Below are 19360 nucleotides of genomic sequence, written 5' to 3' on the forward strand. Positions count from 1 at the left end.
TTCATGAAAATCACCCAATTCATTAGAAATAAAAAAAGCCTTCTCGGCGATTATTGGGGTGATTTTGAAAAGTCAAGAGGAATGTTTGTTCGCACCCCATGTTTGGGGGTGAAACAATAGAAGACCCTAGCTAGGAAGCTAGAGTCTGCAACGGAATGTGAATTCCGAGAAGCTTAACTAATATTATGGAGGTGTATTTTTTGGGAATTGGAAAATAGTTAGCTGCATAGCCACTTTTTTGTATGTAACAACATTATGTACGAGTAATTTAACAATGGCTGCAACTGAAGCAAAGATTACATTAAATATTAATGGGACAGAAGCTGTCGGACACAACCCGCTCGTCGTAAATCATTCCACGATGGTTCCAATTCGATCTGTATCATTATTGCCAAACGTTAAAGTCGACTGGAACAACAAAACAAAAACAGTCATTATAACAGATACAGAAACAAAAGATATATTGAGAATAACGATTGGAAACAAGACTGCACTTGCAGGTTCAAACAAAGTAACGTTAGATACTCCTGCGACGATCATTGAGGGGTCGACTTATGTACCGTTCCGTTTTATCGGCGAAGCATTGGGGGCATACGTTCAGTGGGATGCCGAGTCGAAAACGGTCATTATTATCAGAACGGATAATACGTTAACAAATGCATTGGACAGCGGGAATATGGTTGAGATGCGAAACGCTGCACTGAAGCTCCCGCGCATTAGTTTGGGGGAGACTTTACCTCCTTCCGAGGAAGGTGGTGCAGGAGGGAATTATTATTTTAGATATGGCGAATCGAAAAGTTTTCTTTATTTGTATCGAGGTAAAGCGGAGTATTATGAAGTGAAAAACGGCGCTTCATGGTTGTCGTGGGAAGGTCAGATTAGTTCTACTGAAGGCGACGGTGAAGACTTAATACCCAATATAGTCCCTTCGATCGGTAAGGAATGGGGAATACGTCCGGTGTTTGAAGGAAAAGTAAATTATTTTATGGAGTTGTGGAAAATCGGGGAAGTGCGTTACGGAACTTACGATGAACAAGGCAACATTATTTTCGAGAATGTTAAACCGTACACGGACGGCCAGATGGATATCATTGCAGAAATTCCTGATGAAACATGATACTTTTAAGAGGGAGGAATATATACAATGAAAAAAATAATGTTTGTACTCATTTTAACATTAAGTTTGGGGCTGCTGAATGATTCACCCGCTACCGCAGCCCTTCCAGATAACCCTGGAAAGGATGCGAAACCGGATGTTAGACCGATTGAAGTCGTAGTAAATGGGGAATTTATTAAAATGGATGTGCCTCCTCTTATAGACAAGAACCATCTATTCGTTCCCATTCGAGCGCTTGCATCACTCGGTCTTTCCTACAGCTTTAATCCGTCAACCAAGATTACAACCGTAAAAAATAAAGATGGAGATTACTTGAAGATAAGCGTGAATAGCAAAACAGCGTATAAAAATGAAAAGCCGATCCAAATGGATATGCCTGCTCAAAATCAAAATGGCCGTGTACTTGTTCCCATACGATTTATCTCTGAATCCTTGGGTTACGACGTTCAATTTGAGTCCATCCGAAAATTCGTTTTTATTAACTCAAAGGACTATTCGTTTGATCCGAATTTACTGCAGCAAGACGACCTTCAAGCTGCGCGTAAAGCCGCTATCGCATTGCCGATCAATACGGATTTCGAAACACTTGGCACTTTAAACGGCTATCGCTTACATTCTTATTCGTTTCCTGTTGGCAGAGCAGACACTTACTTTATGAATGATGGAATTTTTACATTTGTACAAATCAAAGACGGCAAAGCATATGCAATTGGACAGTTGTATCAGGAACGAAGGGAACCTCGTCGAGTAGCAGGGAATGTTTCACCCGAAATGAGCTTAGATACCGATCCGATCATGGATCCTTATCGCCATGGTAATGTAATCTTTTTTGAGCATGATGATGGCACGGCCGAGGCAGGTTACAGCGATGAGAAAAATAAAGGTGTTCGAATTCAAACAAATATCAATGTTTATTCTGACATCATACAAAAACTTCCCGACCATATTTAATAATTGATATAAAACAAATTAAATTGGGCAGAGCCCGTTTCTGGGCCCTGCCTATTTACTTACATATTAATACCAGCTTTCTTTAGCGAAGCAGTCAAATTACCGTTTGAGGTTACGTACGTAAATCTTTGCGGAGTGGTCCGATGATCATAACCTTGAGGCCAGAACACCTCATTTACTTTTCCCGTTGGATCAAATGGTGTCCATGCACCTCCTCGCTTCGTCTGATAGGCGATATTCTTCATTTCGATTTGGTTGGTAAATGTACCCCATTCGATAAGTGGATTGCCTGGAATATTACTGACAGAGTTAAAATCCTGATCACACGCTCCAATTACAACACGCGCGTTAGTTATGCCGTCGCTCGCAGTAAAAGATGCTTCATTAAAGGTTTTTACAGTATTGTAATTCACAATAAAATCCATTCCACCGCTGGAATTAATAGATAACTCGATCGGTACCTGCTGCCCCGAGTTCAAATTAAATGGTTGGTTGATGTCGTAATTACCGTTAGGTGCTGTATACATCCAGTGCCAGGTTCCATCTCCTTCCCTACCTAACTCTCCCCAATAGCTTGCTTTACCGACCGTTTGAGAAAGACCGCATTCATAATGGTATTGCTTATTGCTTTTATAGCGATCCAATGAGAGATAGGCGTCAAGGAATCCATTTCCTCGATTTTTTACTAGGTAAGCGATCCACGTTTTACTTGGAAGTGTAACGACAGCTCTAAGACCATAAATCGTACCAGGAATGTAAGAAGTGAGAAGTTTTGCATATTCTGTTTTACTCATATCCATAACCTCCATGATTTTATGTTAAGCAAATCTCTCTTCTAACTGTGCACCGTTAGTCGATAGATTGCTTACATAATAGAAGGTGGAGTGAGACGACAGAAAAACAACCTTACATAAAAAATTTTAATGATTTGAAAGGGGCAAAAGCGAAGCGTACCGGGTGGAATTGTTGCAGAAGATGAAGGGGGGACACGTCGGTAGGGGAAGGACCGAAGGAAATATCTTTCGACAAAATGGTGTTCGGGGGTATCTGAGCACTATTTTGCCGGAGTTACACTACTTTAACAGTTAGATCGTTAAGATGTGTTTTTCGACCAATTTCATTTTTGTTCATTCTTAAAAAAACCAAATAAGCCAATTATAAAACCACTTACAATAAGTACAAACCTGATTTCGTAAAGATGATCGGGAGAATCAAAATCATTCGAAAGCGCGATTCCTGTTAATAAACACAAGGCTCCGCTAGCATTGACGTTTTTGTATTCATTTAGCTGTAAATGATGGAGTTAATTTTGTTCATAACGAGGAAGGAACGAAACTAACGGTATGTTGCGGAGGTAATTTCGAGCGGATTCGGCGAAAAGATTGTAAAAATCGCATACCTCTTCTAAATAATGCTACATGTTTGTTCCGTTAGCCGCCATTTATGATAAAACTACGCTGACTTATTCAAGCGATATGAACAAAGGAGGGCTAACCATTGAACAGGTTCAAACCGATCCGGAAGCTGAAACGCACGGTCGCCTTGACCGCTATAGCGGCAATGCTGGGCGGAACCTTGCTGACGGGCTTTATGCAAACGGTTTCGGCGGCTGCTGATCCCGTCTACCGTGACGCCGATGCGCCGGTCGAACGGAGAGTGGCGGATTTGCTGGCAAGGATGTCGCTGCCGGAGAAGATCGGCCAAATGGTTCAGGCGGAACGGAAGTTTACGACAGCGGAAGATGTCAAAACGTACTATATCGGTTCGCTGCTTAGCGGCGGTGGATCGCTGCCGGAGCCGAATACGCCGCGGGCATGGGCGGATATGGTGGATCAATACCAAAGAAGCGCCTTGCAAACGAGGCTGGGCATTCCGATCCTGTACGGCGTCGATGCGGTGCACGGGCATAACAATGTCAAAGGGGCGACCATCTTCCCGCACAATATCGGAATCGGCGCGGCGATCGACCCGGCGTTGACGGAAAGAATCGGAGCGGCCACAGCCGAGGAAGTGCGGGCGACCGGGGTCAATTGGGCGTTCGCGCCGACGCTTGCCGTTCCGCTGGACGAACGGTGGGGCAGAACGTACGAAGGCTTCGGGGAGACGCCGGAATTGGCCGGACATTTCGGCGCCGCTTATGTGAAGGGCTTGCAAGGCGAACCGCAGTCTCCCGGATTTATGAAAGGAACGAAGCTGGTCGCCACGATCAAGCATTGGGTCGGCGACGGGGCGACGACAGGCGGCGTAGATCAGGGGGACGTCGCGCTGGAGGAAGCCGAACTGGAGAAGTATATGGAACCGTACAAGGAGGCCATCGCCGCCGGAGCAAGCTCGGTCATGGTGACGCTGAGCAGTTGGAAGGGGCTGAAGACGCACGGGGACAAGTACCTAATTACTGACGTTTTGAAAGAAAAGCTGAATTTTAAAGGGCTTGTCATTTCGGATTGGAACGGCGTCAACAATTTGGCTGACCATCATGATTGGGGCGGTCCGAACTTGACCGGAGAGCAAAAATATAAGCTGGCTGTTGAGAAAAGCGTCAATGCGGGCATCGACATGTTTATGCTCGAAAGCTGGAAGCCGTTCATAACGACGCTCACCGGGCTCGTAGGCGAAGGGAAAGTTCCGGTGTCTCGCATCGACGATGCCGTATCCCGCATTTTGCGGGTGAAGTTCGAAGCCGGCGTATTCGAACATCCTCTTACGGATCGGGAATTGCTCGCTTCCGGTTCGTTCGGTTCCGGGAAGCATCGCGATATCGCGCGCGAAGCGGTGCGCAAATCCGCCGTTTTGCTTAAGAACGAGAAGGTGAACGGCGGCGGGCAGTTGTTGCCGCTGAAGAAAAATCAGCGCATTTTCGTGGCCGGACGGCATGCGAACGATATCGGCTTGCAATCCGGCGGCTGGACGATCGCATGGCAAGGGCAAGAGGGCGATATTACGCCGGGGACGACGATTTTGGAAGGCATCCGCAAAGTCGCGCCCGAAGCGCAAGTGACTTACGATCGGGAGGGCAGAGGCGCGAGCAAGGACAAGCATGATGTGGCGGTTGTCGTGCTCGGCGAGAAGCCGTATGCGGAAATGTTCGGCGACTCCCAGGATTTGCGGCTGACCAAAGACGACATCATTATGCTGCATCGCGTGAAGATGTCCGGCGTGCCGATGGCGGTCGTCATGATCTCCGGACGCCCGTTGATCGTGGACGAACAAATCGCGGATTGGGACGCTTTCGTAGCGGCCTGGCTGCCGGGCACGGAGGGCGACGGGCTCGCCCAAGTGCTGTTCGGCGATTACGATTTTACCGGCAAGCTGCCGATGAGTTGGCCGTGGTACATGGAGCAAATTCCGCTCAATGTCGGCGGCGCGAACTACAAACCGTTGTTTGAATACGGCTTCGGCATGAGCCTGAAAGACGCGCCGAAACCGTTGCCGCCGAAACCGGCGAAGCCGGAGCCGCAATATACGGATGTGCCGGCAAGCGGAACGACGAGAATCGAGGCCGAAAACTATCAAGCCGGCGCGGGTATCGATACGGAAAATACGCAAGATGCCGGCGGCGGTAAAAATGTCGGCTGGATCGACCCGGGCGACTGGATGGAATACCGGATTCGCACGGAGAAGAAAGCGGCTTACCGGATCGATTTTCGGGTAGCCAGCCAGGATGGTTCCCAGGGAGCGATCCGGGCGAAGAGCGGTTCGCGAACCGCCGCGGCGGACATACCTCGGACCGGCGGATGGCAAAATTGGACGACCGTGTCTGCGGAAATCGTCTTGGATGCCGGACCGCAGACGTTGCGGATTACGGCGGGGAACGGAGGATGGAACTTTAACTGGTTCGAGCTGACGCTCATCGGCGAAGCGGGTCCGGATCCGGGGCCGGATCCCGATCCGTCCGAACCGCCTGTGGTCGTGCAGAATGCGGTGCAAGTATGGCTTAGCTCCGAGAAGGACCCTTCGGATTACCGCTGGTATTTGCAGCCGCAGGAGAAGGAAAGCGAAATTGCGTACAAACTGGAGCGGCAAGCGAATCTGAATTTGACCGAACGGGGCGACGCGACCATTCCGACGATTCAAATCGATCCGCGCAAGCAGTACCAAGAAATTTTGGGCATCGGCACTTCCTTGGAAGAATCGACGATTTACAATCTTTCTCTCATGTCTGTGGATAAACGAGATCAAGTGCTGAAAGATTTGCTCGATCCGCAGGATGGGGCGGGCATTAACTTTTTGCGGATCAGTTTCGGTTCGCCGGATTTTACGGCACAACAATTCTACTCCTATAACGATATGCCGAAAGGCGAAACCGATCCGGCGTTAAGCCGCTTCTCGATACAGAAGGACATCGACAATCATATTATTAGCACGGTGAAGCGGGCGATGGAAATCAATCCGGACGTGAAATTTCTGGCTTCGCCGTGGAGCCCGCCGGGATGGATGAAGACGTCCGACAGCTTGATTGCGGGGAAGCTGAAGGATGAATACGTCGACGTGCTGGCGACCTATTATCGCAAAGCCGTGCAAGCATACGAGGATCAAGGCATTCCGATCTACGCCATGACGATGCAGAACGAGCCGTTGCTGGAAATCGAATATCCGAGTATGGGGATGACGGCGCAGCAGCAAAAGCGGCTTGCGATCGCCTTGAAAAAGGAATTGGAGGAGCACGGATTATCCACGAAATTATGGGCGTTCGACCATAACTTTAGCGACGCGTTCTCCTATATGACGCCGATAATGAGCGATCCGGCGGGCTACGACGCGATCGACGGCATCGCTTTCCACGATTACAGCGGCGATCCGAAGACGATGACGGATATGCATTACGAGTATCCGGACAAGGACGTTATGCTGTCCGAACGTTCCGTATGGGGAACGGCAGGGGCCGACCGGATCGCGCAATATTTCCGCAACTGGGCGATCAGCTACAACGCCTGGGTAACGATGCTCGACAAAGCGATCGAGCCGGAGCAATGGGTCGGAACGCCGGATCCGACGATGCTGATTCAGGATACGGCTGACCGGAACCGTTACTGGAAGTTGCCGGAGTATTACTTGACGGGGCAATTCTCTAAATTCGTGCAGCGGGGAGCGAAACGGATCGAGAGCAATTACGGCTCGCCGAACACGGTGACGAATGTCGCTTTCCTCAACCCTGACGACACGATCGTTGCCGTCGTCATTAATCAGACCTCCGAAGACCAATGGTTCAAGGTGGCAAGCGGCGGCGTACAGTTTCAGGCGAAGCTGCCGGCGAAGACGGTCGGCACCTATTTGTGGAAACGGATGAGCGAACCGGTCGCGATCCCCGCCCGTATCGAAGCGGAAAATTACGAGAGCATGTCGGGCGCGGCTGTAAGAGAAGAGAAGCCGGAAGGGCAACGTCCGATCCAATATATCGGCGAAATCGACGACGGCGACTGGGCCGAATATTTCGTGAACGTGCCGGAAGACGGCGAATATACGGTCGAGTACCGGGTCGCGACGGGGGATTGGGCAGATCAAGCGCGGGCGATTCGGCTGGAGTCCGACGGCCGGCTTGTGAGCAGAATCGAAGTGCCCACCACTTGGTGGTGGAGCAACTGGAGGACGATCAAAGAGCCTGTCACGCTGAACAAAGGATTGCAAAAACTACGGTTGAACTTCGAAGGGGGCTCGTTCAATCTCGATTGGTTCCGGCTGGACCGCGCCGCCGAGCCGCTCGCGCTCCCGGGCAAAATTGATGCGGATCGATATTACAAGGCTAGCAACGCTTATGTCGAGCCTTCCGCCGAGGGCGGAACCAATGTAGGCGATCTGCGCGACGGCGGCACGATGGAATATCGTGTAAACATAGCCGAAGCGGGAACGTATCCGGTTAGTTTCCGGGTTGCGACGAAACAGGATGGCGCAAGCTTGAAGTTGAAACAGAGCGGTCAAGAACTTGTCACTGTTGCCGTCCCGAACACCGGCGACTGGCAACAATGGGAGACGGTTGCAGGCATGGCGACGTTCGAGGCGGGAGAGCAGACGATCGCGATCGAAGTCGGCAAAGGTTTTAATGTAGCTTGGTTCGCCGTCGGCAATGCGATCAACGCCACGGGCAATATCGAGGAAGGCAGCGAGGACGGCAAGCAGATTCGCGTCGAATTGATCAACAACAACTTCGCGCAACTTGGCGTATCCGAATGGATGGTCGGCAACTTGCCGCTCGGAGTGCAGGCCGGAGACGCCGAAATCGGCGAAGACGGCAGAAGCGCGAAGATCCCGCTGATCGGCAATACGCTGGAAGCCTACGATTCGGAGCGTCCGGTGAGCGTTACTGCCGTTGTATATAATCTGGCGGCAACGGATGCGGTGTACGAACGGCTCACCGATACGTTGTTCTTCAAGGGGAAATACAAGGAAACGTCTCTTCTTGCCGATTGGGACGGCGACAACTACGATCGTATCGTTCTGGAATTGGATGGAGGGACATTTGTCGAACAACGAATCGGAGATATCCGATTGAACGGTTCCGCCATCGACAACGGAACGGCAACCGTGACGGAGGTAACCTATGCGGATAACAGGCATGTCCATATCGGGTTAAAGTGGAATGCGACGGATATACGCGAGAACTTGCGTTTTCAATTCGTCGTCCCGATCACGGCCTATTCCGATTCGGAAGGGAAATCCGATTTGGCCGCAGAACTGATGCGGGAAGGCGACGGAGGCAGCATGCCTTATCATCCTGTACCCGGCAAGGTTAGCGCGGATACGTACGCCCTGATGTCGGGCGTAACGCTTGAGACGGCGGGGAAAGAAGGAACCGTCGTTCGCGTGGCGAAGCGCGGCAATTGGATGGATTACAAGTTGGATGTGCCTGTGGCGGGAGATTATATGGTCAGCTTCCGCGTCAATAGCGAGAACGGCGCGCCGCAAGGGCTTCAGCTCAGACGCGGAAACGAGGCGATCCAAACGCTCGACATTATGCAGCTATGGGGCAACTGGGTCGTATTAAAAGGCGCCGTTCATCTGGAAAAAGGCCGGCAGACGCTCCGGCTCTATCACGCGGGCAGCGGAACTTATGACATTAGCTGGCTGAAGTTCGAACCAATTCCGGAGCCGCATGTCCTGCCGGGCAAAATCGAAGCGGAAGATTTCCATTCGATTACGCGTGGGGCGATTCAGGACGGAGAGAACGGCGTTACGAATCTCGGATTTGTAAATGCGGGAGACATCATTCAATATAAAGTCCGAGCAAGCAGGGCAGGAGAATACGAGGTGCGTTACCGGATCGCCACGCAGCAAAGCAATGCGAAGGCGGTCATGAAATCGGGCGGACAAACGCTCGCAACGACGAACGTGACGAATACCGGCGGTTGGCAGCAATGGCAAACCGTTTCGGATCGCGTACGGCTAAGTGCGGGCGTGCAGACGATCGAAATTGAAATTGCCGGAGACGGATTTAATTTGGACTGGATCGAGTTCGCGTATGACGGAGGAACCGATCCGGGACCGGGCCCAGGTCCGGGGCCTGATCCCGATCCGGGCCAGAAGCCTAGCCAGGGCGGCGGTTCCGCGGGCGGTTCGGGTACGAACGCCAACGAGCCGGGCGCCGCTAAGGACGGAATCATCCGCATTCGCCCGACCCTCGACAGAACAACGGGGAACGCGAAAGGCGCACTGACCGCCAATGCCGTAAGCGAAGCGCTGCGGCAAGCGCGAGCGGATGCGAACGGGGTGAAAACCGTTACGGTCGAGATGGAAAAGACGGCGGGCGCGACGTCCTATACGTTGGAGCTGCCGCAGCAAGCGTTGGCCTCCGGCGATACACGGGCAGACCGCATACGCGTGAACACGGAATTGGGGAGCTTCGTTGTGTCTACGGGGATGCTTGCGGGCAGCGGCCTTGATTCGCCTTCGACGATCGGACTTACGATCGGCAAAGGAATTGTGCCGGATGCGGCAAGCCCCGACACGAAAGGCGCCATCGGGAACAGACCTGTCGTGACATGGCAAGTAACCGCAGACGGCCTGGCGCTGGATTGGAATAACCCGCAGGCGCCGGCAACGATTACGATTCCGTACAAGCTGAAAGCGGATGAACGCAATCATACGGAATATTTGAAGATCTGGCTGCTCGACGAGCAAGGCAAGGTTGCCGCCGTTTTGGACGGAACCTATGACGCCGAACTCGGAGACATCACGTTCCAAGCGGCGCAAAAAGGCACTTACGCGGTAGCTTTCGTGTATGAATCTCCCGTTTCATTCGACGATATCGACGCTTACCCTTGGGCGAAGGAAGCGATTGAACAACTCGCCGCGAAAGGCGTCCTGAAGGGTACCGGCGACCGCAAATTCGCGCCGGGAGCGGATATTACCAGAGCGGATTTCATCGTTATGCTGGTGCGGGCGTTCGGTTTCAAGGCCGAAACGGACACTAATTTCGCCGACGCGGACCGTTCGAAATATTATTACGACGACCTCGCCGTTGCGAAAGCGCTTGGCATTGCCAAAGGAACGGGAGACGAGTTCCGCCCGGCCGCGAAAATAACGCGGCAAGATATGATGACGCTCGCGGCAAGAGCGTTGGAAGTAGCGGGCAAATTGCAACGGGAAAAGACGGAACCGGGTCCGAGCGGCTTTGCGGATTACGAGCAAGTAGCTTCCTATGCGCGGCAGAGCGTTTCGATTCTGGCTCATAAAGGAATTGTGCAAGGGGACGGAAACCGCATCAAACCTATGGCTAACGCGACGAGAGCCGAAGTGGCCGTTATCTTGTACCGAATGATGCAGCTTATGTAACATAAAGGCCGCCCGCAGCAACACGCTGCGGGCGGCCTTTTGCCGTTTGAGAAAGCCTGGCGGATAAAGCCTCTTGATCGTGGATTTTTATTTGATAACCGGCTCCTTCTGGCTGTCAGTGGCTGCATAATCCTCGTTATCGAAGTAGGAAGTATCGACGATTCGCGCATAAATATAAGGATTCAACTGCGGGCTTTGCACGTGGATTTTAATTTTTTCCAGACCTTCGACGTTAAAGATGAGCTGTTTCACATCGTCCTCCGGACTGACAGTATGTTTCTCAAGAACCGTATCGGCCGTGTTTCCCGCCGCTTTCCCCGCGTTGTACAGGGTAAAGTCCACTTCATGTTCTCCGGGATCTATGACTGCGGCATCCAAGACGAGGCGCTTATATTTGCGGTCAAGAGTAAAATAAATATCCCCGTATTGATCGATCTTCAGCACTTCTTGAAACTTCTTTCCTTTTATTTTCGTTTCCTTCGGATCTTTCGATTGGGTCACATAAATATTGTCGATTTCCATCGGCATGGCGAATATCGGCATTTTTTCACCCGGCGTTTCGCCAATGTAGATGGTTTGCGTTCCGGCATCGTATTCGATCGCGACTTTTAACGCTTCGGCTACGGCGCGGATCGGCAAATAGTTACTGCCGTTGTAATATAGCGGAGTCAGCGGTTCGCCGGATTCATTCTTAGGCTGCCATCGTTCCCCCTCCAACACAAACGATACGCCCCGGTTGAAAAACGCATTGACCGGCTCCAGATTGGCCGCCGCATAGGCGGACCCGAGGGAACTGACCGCTAGAACCGCTGCAAGCAAAGCAACCCTCACCCATTTGTTTAGCTTTATCTGCTTCTTCAATCTTGTTCATCCTTCCTAAGTGTAATGAAAACCGATATATTAATTTTAAGAAGGAGAGCGTTTCAAAAACGCTTCAAAATCAAGATGTTAGCCTCATGAAAATGTACAGGAATTTGCGCTTCAATATGGAAATCAATGAGTGTCAAGATCACGATCGGTTTAAGGAATGGGGGGATCGTATTGGAAGGTTGCAGTTTTCAGCTTTTAGGGGGTATGAACGTCGCCTTTGACGGCGTGACGGCCGCAGCGGCGATTCCGGGCAGAAAAATGAGGCTGTTGTTGGCGTACTTGGCTCTCGCCTATGACATTCCGCAAGGCAGGAAAAAAAACGCTTTTGATTTCTGGCCGGATTCAACCGAGAAACAAGCCCTTTCCAACTTGCGGAAACTGCTTCACGATCTGCGGGAATGTCTTCCGCAATTGGACCGGTACCTGATTGCGACCCCCACTTACATTCAGTGGAATAAGGAACTTTCTTTCTATTCGGATGTGCGGGAGTTTGAACAGGCGGCGCAAGGTCACACCCTTTACGAATTGCGAAAAGCGGAGGAATTGTACAAGGGGGAACTGCTGCCCGGTTTTTACGAGGAATGGCTCGAAGCGAAGCGCGGCCAGCTTGCGCAAATGTACGGAAACGTGTTGGCGAAGCTTATTCCGATTTTGGAAAGCCGGCGGGAATATGTGTCGGCGATCGTACTGGCCGATAAGCTGCTGATTCACAACAAGTTAAAGGAGGAAACCTATCGTATCCTAATGCGTCTGTATGCCTTGAATCAAGACAGGGCAGGCGTTATGAAGACTTACCGGGAGCTTTGCAACGTATTGCAAACCGAACTCGGGGTCGAACCGGCGGAGGAAACGATGAACCTGTTGGAACGACTCATGCGTAATGACGGCAATCGTTCGGACGCTGCATACAAGCCGACGCCGCTCATCGGCAGAATCGACGAATGGGAGCGACTGGTCGGCGCTTGGAAGGGAGCAACGGCACAGGGAAGCGTTCTGCTGCTGATGAAGGGGGAGGCGGGAATCGGCAAAACAAGATTGGCTCAGGAGTTCAAAGCGAACATGGAACGGAGAGGGGGACGTACCGCATTTGCCGGCTGTTTTCCTTCGATCAGATCGCTGTCCTACGTTCCGGTTGCGGCATGGCTTAGAAGCTTTCCCATGACGCAACTTGCTCCGGCGGTTCTGTCGGAACTTGCCCGTTTGCTGCCGGAACTGTACGAACGCCACCCCGATTTGCCGATGCCGAATCCCATTAAGGAGAATTGGCAGTTGAACCGATGGTATGAGGCGATCGAACGGGCGCTGCAGGATAAGCAACCGCTGCTGCTTATCCTTGACGATCTTCAATGGAGCGATGCGGAAACGTTGCAGCTTCTCTCCTACCTTCTCCGCAGCGATTCCGGAACGAAGCTGCTAGTGATCGCGACGATGCGAACGGACGAGAGTCCGGGTCAGGCGGTCGAACATTTCCTCGCCGGGCTGCGAATCGAACGGAAGCTGACCGAAATCGAGCTTGCTCCGCTGAACGAGGAAGACACGAAGCGGTTGATCGCCGAGACCGTCGGCGAGGATCCGGCGGACCGTCATGGGCCCGTTATATACGCGCAAACCGGCGGCAACCCGCTCTTCATTGCGGAAATGTTAAGCGAATGGCAAGCGGTTGGGGGGAAGAGCGAATTTCGGCTTTCGTCTACGGCCAGAACCGTCATCGAAAACCGCTTAGCCAGGCTTTCGCCGGACCAGCGGCGGCTTGCCTCCGCAATCGCCGCCGTCGGCCGGCCCGTATCGGCTGCGCTGCTGCCGCTGTTGACGGACATGGAAGAAGATGCGATTCTCGATAGCATCGATCGGTTGACGCAAATGAAAATTTTGCAGGAGGCAGCCGGCGGCCTGTACGAATTCACCCATGATATTCTAAGGGAAAACGTGTACCGGGCGGACGAGAAAAACAGGCGCCGCATACGCCATCGGCAAATCGCAAGCGGCCTGCTCGAGTTTCACCAAGGAAAGACGGAAGCCGTCGCGGCGGAAATCGCTTTTCACTACGAGCTTGCCGGCATGCAAGAGGAGGCCGTCGTTTATTACGAGATGGCCGCATCGGCAGCGGAGAAAATATACGCCAACGAAACAAGGATCAAGTATTATCGGAAGCTCCGCACTTTGCTGCCTACGGACCGAATATTGCCCGTCCTGATGAAACTGGGCGATGCGTTAATCATTGCGGGCAATTGGAGCGAAGCGGAGACAACGTACAGACAATGGCTCGAACGTTCCGATCACTCCGTCTCGATCCGTGAACGATCGCTATGCGATGTTGCGCTGGGCAATTGTTTGCGATTGCAGGCCAAATACGAAGAAGCGAAATTTTATTTGGAAAGAGCCTTGCGCTGTTTTGAACTGATCGACGATCATTCGGGACTGAGTTCCGTCTATGTAACGCTCGGGATATTGGATTACTATTTAGGAAATTACGACAAGGTGCTCGATTATCAGGTGAAAAGAGCGGAATTGCCGCCTGTTGCAAATCGGTCCCAGGAGGATTGCCGATTTTTCGGTATTATAGGGCATGTATTTTATGATCAATGCGAATATGAGCAAGCGATTCATTGGATCAAGAAGCAGATCGGGCTCGCCGCGGAGAGCGGGGATCATTATACAATCGAGCAAGCCATGGGCGTATTGGCGATGATCTATATGGACATCGATGAAATGGATCTTGCTTTCGGCTTTCTTGCAGACAAAATGGCAATTAGCCGATCGATCGGGGACCGCATGGGGTTCGCCATCGCCCTTTGTATGCTTGGCAAGTATTATTGGTATCTCGGGCACTATGAGCATGCGTCTCCTTGCCTCGCTTTCTGTCTCGAGGAAGCGGTCGCGGTCAAGGATTTGCGAATCGCGGCTATCGCGCTCAGTTTTGAAGGGCGCAACCTCCTGGCTCAGCAAAGGTTGGAGGAGGCCGATCTTCTGCTCGGGCGCTCGGTTCGTTTGTTTCGACAATTGCGCACCCCTTATTTTGCGTGCGAAGCGCTTTATTTCATGTGTATATTGAGGCAGCGTCAGAATCAATATGAGAGCGCCGTAGAGGCAGCGGAAGAAGCGTTGGCGATCGCCGACCGTCTCGAACGCAGAGACATGCAGGTCAGGCTTCGTGTGCAGTTATGCGATTTGGAGACGGGGATCGGAAGGTTGAGTCCGGACGAAGCGAAGAATCGGCTGGAACGGCTGTTGGACCAATACCCGGGTGGGCGGGAACAGGCTGCCGTCCGCTTCGCGGCGTGGAAGTTGGAACCCGAAGCTGCCGGGCAGCGGGCGGATGCGCTCCGGTTAAACGAAGAGCTTTACCGGAAGTCGGCCAAGCAGGAATACCTCGACCGATGCCGCGAGCTTGGCGGTCCGGGCGTTGCGGCCGCGGCGCGCCCGATGCCGCAGCTTGCGGCGGAGGCCGCGCGGAACAAAAGGATCGCCGCAAACGTTCTGGCGGAACTCGATCGATTGCTTGAAACCGAATTTTAAAATAACGACAACTGTAAAAAATATTTGCGCCAGCTATTGACGTCTAATTTTGACAAGTGTAAAATATAAAAAAGACAATTGTCTAAAAAGGAGTGTATGCGCATGAAAAATATAAAAAAGCTGCCCGATGCCGAATTTGAAATTATGCGGGTGGTCTGGGCGAACGAGCCGCCGATCACGACCGCAATGATTATGGAGCAAATCGGGAACGAACGGAAGTGGAAAGCTCCGACCGTCATTTCCCTGATGCTGCGTTTGGTGGAGCGAGGCTTTTTGCAAACGGAAAAGGAAGGGAAAGAACGAACTTATTATCCGCTGATTCGCAAAGAGGATTACCTTGCGTTGGAAACGGAGCATTTTATGAAGCAATATCACGAAAATTCGTTTTTAAGTTTCGTCAATACGTTGTATAACGGCAAACGGCTGACAGACCAAGAATTGGACGATCTGTTGAAATGGGCCAAAGAACGGAGGGAGTAACCGTTGCGGGAATTTATGATTGCATTGCTTGAGAGTTCGATTACGATGTCCGCGATTGCGCTCCTATACATCGCGATTACGCCTTGGCTGGCCAAGAAGTTCTCGGCCAAGGGACGTTACTATACATGGTTGGTCATTATCGTCGGATTTATTATTCCGTTCCGATTGCATCCGCAAGCTGCGGTTATCCGCCTTGATACGCTCATACCCGCTATGAAGACGACGAATGCCGCGCTGGACCAGGCGGTTTCTCACACGGCTGCGACTTCGCCGAATTTTCCGTGGTATATGCTTGCCGGCGGCATATGGCTTGCGGGAGCGATCGTTTTTCTGGCTTGTCACGCCATTCGGCACAGACGTTTTCTGAAAATGGTGAGACGTTGGGGCGCCCCCGTTTCCGATCGGGAAACGCTGGGCGTATTGCATGAGGTGCAAGCGAAGTTGGGGGTAACGCAGCAAGTCCGATTACGCGCTTGTCCCGGCATTTCCAGTCCCATGCTGCTCGGCTTTGTCCGCCCAACCGTATTGCTTCCGTCAGACTCTATTTCCATAGACGGGCTTTCGCTCATATTAAAACACGAATTGGTACATTGGAAACGCAAGGATGTATGGTTCAAAACCATTGTGTTGTTGGCCGCCTCTCTGCATTGGTTCAATCCGCTCGTCTACCGTATCGCCCGGGAGATCGCGCTTCAATGCGAGCTTGCGTGCGATGAGGAAGTAATCAAGCATTCCGATTTGACGAAGCGGCAACAGTATGTCGAAGCCATTATTGGTGTGATGAGACAACGATCTAGGGGAAAAAGCGCCTTTTCCACCAGTTTTTCCGACAGCAAGCTAAGCATGAAGCAAAGGGTGCTCTCGATTATGGATACCCGAAGCAAGAAATGGGGAATTTCCCTATTGGCCGTCATCGTAGTGGCTACGGTAGGCACCGGGGTCGTGTTGCAGCTAAGCCCTGCGCCGTCTGAAACCGCAACGCCGGAACAGACATGGCCCATGACGACGGTCGATGGGGCGGAAAGGGAAACAAACGATTCGTTAGACGATTCCGCAACCCCGGCGGACACGGCGGAAGACAAGCAGAGCGGGGACGGCATGGAATCCGGCATCCGGGAAGGCAGCGATGCCGTTGAAGACGATACGACGCGATTACAGGCGGTCGACCCGAAGGAGAGTAAGGGAGAACCAGCGCCGAGCGCTTCCGATGACATCTTTACACTTGTGCAGGATTCCGAGCAGAATTCTTCCGTTTCGGCATCTCCGGAAGCCAAGCGGGAGGAGAATAAGCCGACGCTTAGGTTGTTTGACGGTCCCGGCGATTCCCGCCGATAACAGGTAGAAAAACAAGAATAGGGAGTGGAACATTGTGAACAAGGAAAGGGGATATAGACTTCTATTCTTTCTGGCCATTATTGCGATATTAGCGGCGGGGTGTTCCCCCAAGAATATCGAGCCTGACGAAACTGACGCTTCCGTCGAACCGGCTGGGAACCCGTTCGAGGCGAACGAACCCAATAGCCAGATAATGAACAGTATAGGTCATGGGTTGGCCGACCCTCCGCTAGACGAACAGGGGAGGAGACTCCCCTTGCAATATCATGGGGGCGAATTGAAAATCGATTATAAAGTGCATGCTTCCGGAAACGCCAAAAATGTCGGTTTTCTCGTATTTGTTGACGGAAAACCGCAGCCTTACAAGTTTAATACGAGCGACGCTCCTTACGAGTACATGCATGTTTTTGATCTGCAGGGGGAGGATCAGGACACGCTGTTCACCTTCGTGTTTACCCCGGTCACAGGCAAGAAGGGGGATACCCTTCCCGTCAGTATCGCCAGCGTATACAACCCGGAGTTTATGCCGGATATGAAGGAAACGGCTTCCTACGGAGGCTTTCATACGACGCTTGGGATGGAAGGATTGCTGCACTTTAACGAGGACGCCGATGCGCTCGATGCTTCCTCCATTCCGCGGCAAGAGGCGTTACGCGATGTCCGGCTGTCAAGCGAACCGGTGACGCAGGATTTGCTGGAGAAGAGAAGCGGGTTTGGAACGGTCGATCTTGAGTCGCTGGATACAAATGTGTACAGTGAACTGCAACTAGACGGCGCTGAGCGGCAAGACCATTATCAGGTCGGGAAAAAAGGCGCTCTTCACGTGACCTTCAAACTGTTCGGCCATCCCGGGGTGCGTTACAGGAATACGTTTTACATCAACCATCAAGCCATCAGCGCCAAGGACGGCACATTCTTCGAAACGATGTTGACCAAAGGCGATGTGGCGGTGTTCAATGCCGAGATTGAACTGGAGAAATTGGAGGACTTCAACACGTTTTATGTAGTTTCGGTTCCCGTGAATGCGGATGATTTCCCCGATGATGTTGTCGTATTGGAAAAGACCGCGTCTATTTTATTATATCGATGATTGGAGAAAAAAGTTAAAATGAACAGAAAACGGTTGTTAATGATATTGGCCTTGTTCGTAATTTTAACCGCAGGATGTACGCCGGTGAAAGCCGTATCCGGCCCTGCCGCAACAAACGCCCCGTCAAACGGCGAGAACGAAGTGATTCCGGTATCCGCATCCGGTTCGACCGCGCCGCCCGTCGCCGCAAATATAAAATTGGATAAAATTAAAGGCGATATCAAGAACGTCTATTACGCCGATGGGAGTCAGGTTCTCATCTTGGCGGACAAATTGTACTTATATGACTTGAGTAGCGGTACCGTAGCGGCAGAAACTTCGCTGCAAGCATCCGATGGAATTCTATTCCACACGGTGAAAAACGGATTCGTCGCGGTCGGGTCCAAGATCAATACCGGCAACGGCAGCGGCGGTTTGATGGCGATAGACACCGGGATGGAGTACAGCGCCGTCTTCTACGACCGCAAGCTAAATAAACAATCGGAGTTTCGCTTTGGCGAATTGCTGAAGGACAATGAGGATATTCTGTCCCTGGAGGCGATTGCGATTTCCGCCGATGGTACGCAAGCGGCTTATGCCACGCTGAACGGACTTTATCTCTACGATTTCTTAACGAAGCAAAAAACAACGGTCGTGGATTTGAACGGAGAAGATCTGAAAGCTCGTTCCGGCGTCGCTGTTTTCGAACAGATCGGGTTCGCGGGCGATGACAAGACCCTTGCTTTTAAGGCGCAAAGCTTCGATATTCCCGCCGTACCCGACAAGCCCTCCTTCGATACTTGCGGGACGGTGAATACGGACGGCAGCGGCCTGTCGAACCGAACGTTCGACAACTATACATGCAAGGAACTAACGGCTTATAACAAACAACTGATCTTGGCGGAGGATTTTACGATTCCGTCGGGGAGAGTGCTGGTCATGGACATCCCCGGAGGCAAGACGAAAATGCACAAGCTGACCGAGAAACGGGAAAGCGGGTTTGTCTCGGGCTCCGACTCGGGCCGTTATTTCGCAACTACCGTTTCCGACAAAACAGGTTGGAAAATTCGGGTATACGAGACCGGCAGCGGCAAACTGCAAGCGGAGCAACGCATATCGGGCGACGGAGAGGAACTGTATATGGCCAACCACCCGATTGTAAAAATCATTGATAAGACGAAGACCTATATCGTACTGGTGGGAGCGAAACAAGCCGAGATCAAGACGAAGGTCGAGGTTGGCCGGTTTTAAAAGGT

Annotated in this window: 10 protein-coding genes; 8 read left to right on the forward strand and 2 right to left on the reverse strand. The window is 51.8% G+C overall.

Annotated features, from left to right (window positions below; all coding sequences use genetic code 11):
- The first annotated feature begins 274 nt into the window (after positions 1-274).
- Both KQI79_RS05665 and KQI79_RS05670 read left to right on the forward strand, forming a co-directional pair.
- Positions 275-1117, forward strand: coding sequence for a copper amine oxidase N-terminal domain-containing protein (locus KQI79_RS05665; RefSeq protein WP_216537253.1), 843 nt, complete (start codon positions 275-277; stop codon positions 1115-1117).
- A gap of 27 nt (positions 1118-1144) precedes the next feature.
- A complete protein-coding gene (locus tag KQI79_RS05670; protein ID WP_216537254.1) occupies positions 1145-2068 on the forward strand; it encodes a copper amine oxidase N-terminal domain-containing protein in 924 nt (307 codons plus the stop codon).
- Between the two features lie 59 nt (positions 2069-2127).
- Here the strand turns inward: KQI79_RS05670 and KQI79_RS05675 are convergent, their stop codons facing one another.
- Positions 2128-2862 (reverse strand): hypothetical protein, encoded by a 735-nt coding sequence (locus KQI79_RS05675; protein ID WP_216537255.1) that lies wholly within the window; start codon positions 2860-2862, stop codon positions 2128-2130.
- Positions 2863-3565: 703 nt separating this feature from the next.
- Between KQI79_RS05675 and KQI79_RS05680 the strand changes: the two genes are divergently transcribed.
- Positions 3566-10834 carry a carbohydrate-binding protein gene (locus tag KQI79_RS05680; RefSeq protein ID WP_216537256.1) on the forward strand — a complete coding sequence of 2423 codons (7269 nt, stop codon included), beginning with the start codon at positions 3566-3568 and terminating at the stop codon, positions 10832-10834.
- Between the two features lie 87 nt (positions 10835-10921).
- Here the strand turns inward: KQI79_RS05680 and KQI79_RS05685 are convergent, their stop codons facing one another.
- Positions 10922-11695 carry a copper amine oxidase N-terminal domain-containing protein gene (locus tag KQI79_RS05685; RefSeq protein WP_216537257.1) on the reverse strand — a complete coding sequence of 258 codons (774 nt, stop codon included), beginning with the start codon at positions 11693-11695 and terminating at the stop codon, positions 10922-10924.
- Positions 11696-11908: 213 nt separating this feature from the next.
- On the opposite strand from KQI79_RS05685, the gene KQI79_RS05690 reads away from it, so the two are divergent.
- The 5 genes from KQI79_RS05690 to KQI79_RS05710 all read left to right on the forward strand — a co-directional run bounded on the left by KQI79_RS05690 (position 11909) and on the right by KQI79_RS05710 (position 19355).
- Complete coding sequence (locus KQI79_RS05690; RefSeq protein WP_216537258.1) at positions 11909-15220, forward strand: ATP-binding protein; 3312 nt, start codon at positions 11909-11911, stop codon at positions 15218-15220.
- 102 nt (positions 15221-15322) lie between these two features.
- A complete protein-coding gene (locus KQI79_RS05695; protein ID WP_216537259.1) occupies positions 15323-15700 on the forward strand; it encodes a BlaI/MecI/CopY family transcriptional regulator in 378 nt (125 codons plus the stop codon).
- Positions 15701-15703: 3 nt separating this feature from the next.
- Complete coding sequence (locus KQI79_RS05700; protein ID WP_216537260.1) at positions 15704-17035, forward strand: M56 family metallopeptidase; 1332 nt, start codon at positions 15704-15706, stop codon at positions 17033-17035.
- A gap of 256 nt (positions 17036-17291) precedes the next feature.
- The gene (locus KQI79_RS05705; RefSeq protein WP_230190747.1) at positions 17292-18125 is read left to right on the forward strand and encodes a beta-glucanase/beta-glucan synthetase; all 834 of its coding nucleotides are present in this window, start codon (positions 17292-17294) and stop codon (positions 18123-18125) included.
- Between the two features lie 18 nt (positions 18126-18143).
- Positions 18144-19355, forward strand: a complete 1212-nt coding sequence (locus tag KQI79_RS05710; RefSeq protein ID WP_216537262.1) for a transcriptional regulator — start codon at positions 18144-18146, stop codon at positions 19353-19355.
- Positions 19356-19360 lie beyond the last annotated feature (5 nt).

Origin of the sequence: Paenibacillus sp. MSJ-34 (assembly GCF_018918005.1) — a bacterium.
Taxonomy (GTDB): domain Bacteria; phylum Bacillota; class Bacilli; order Paenibacillales; family Paenibacillaceae; genus MSJ-34.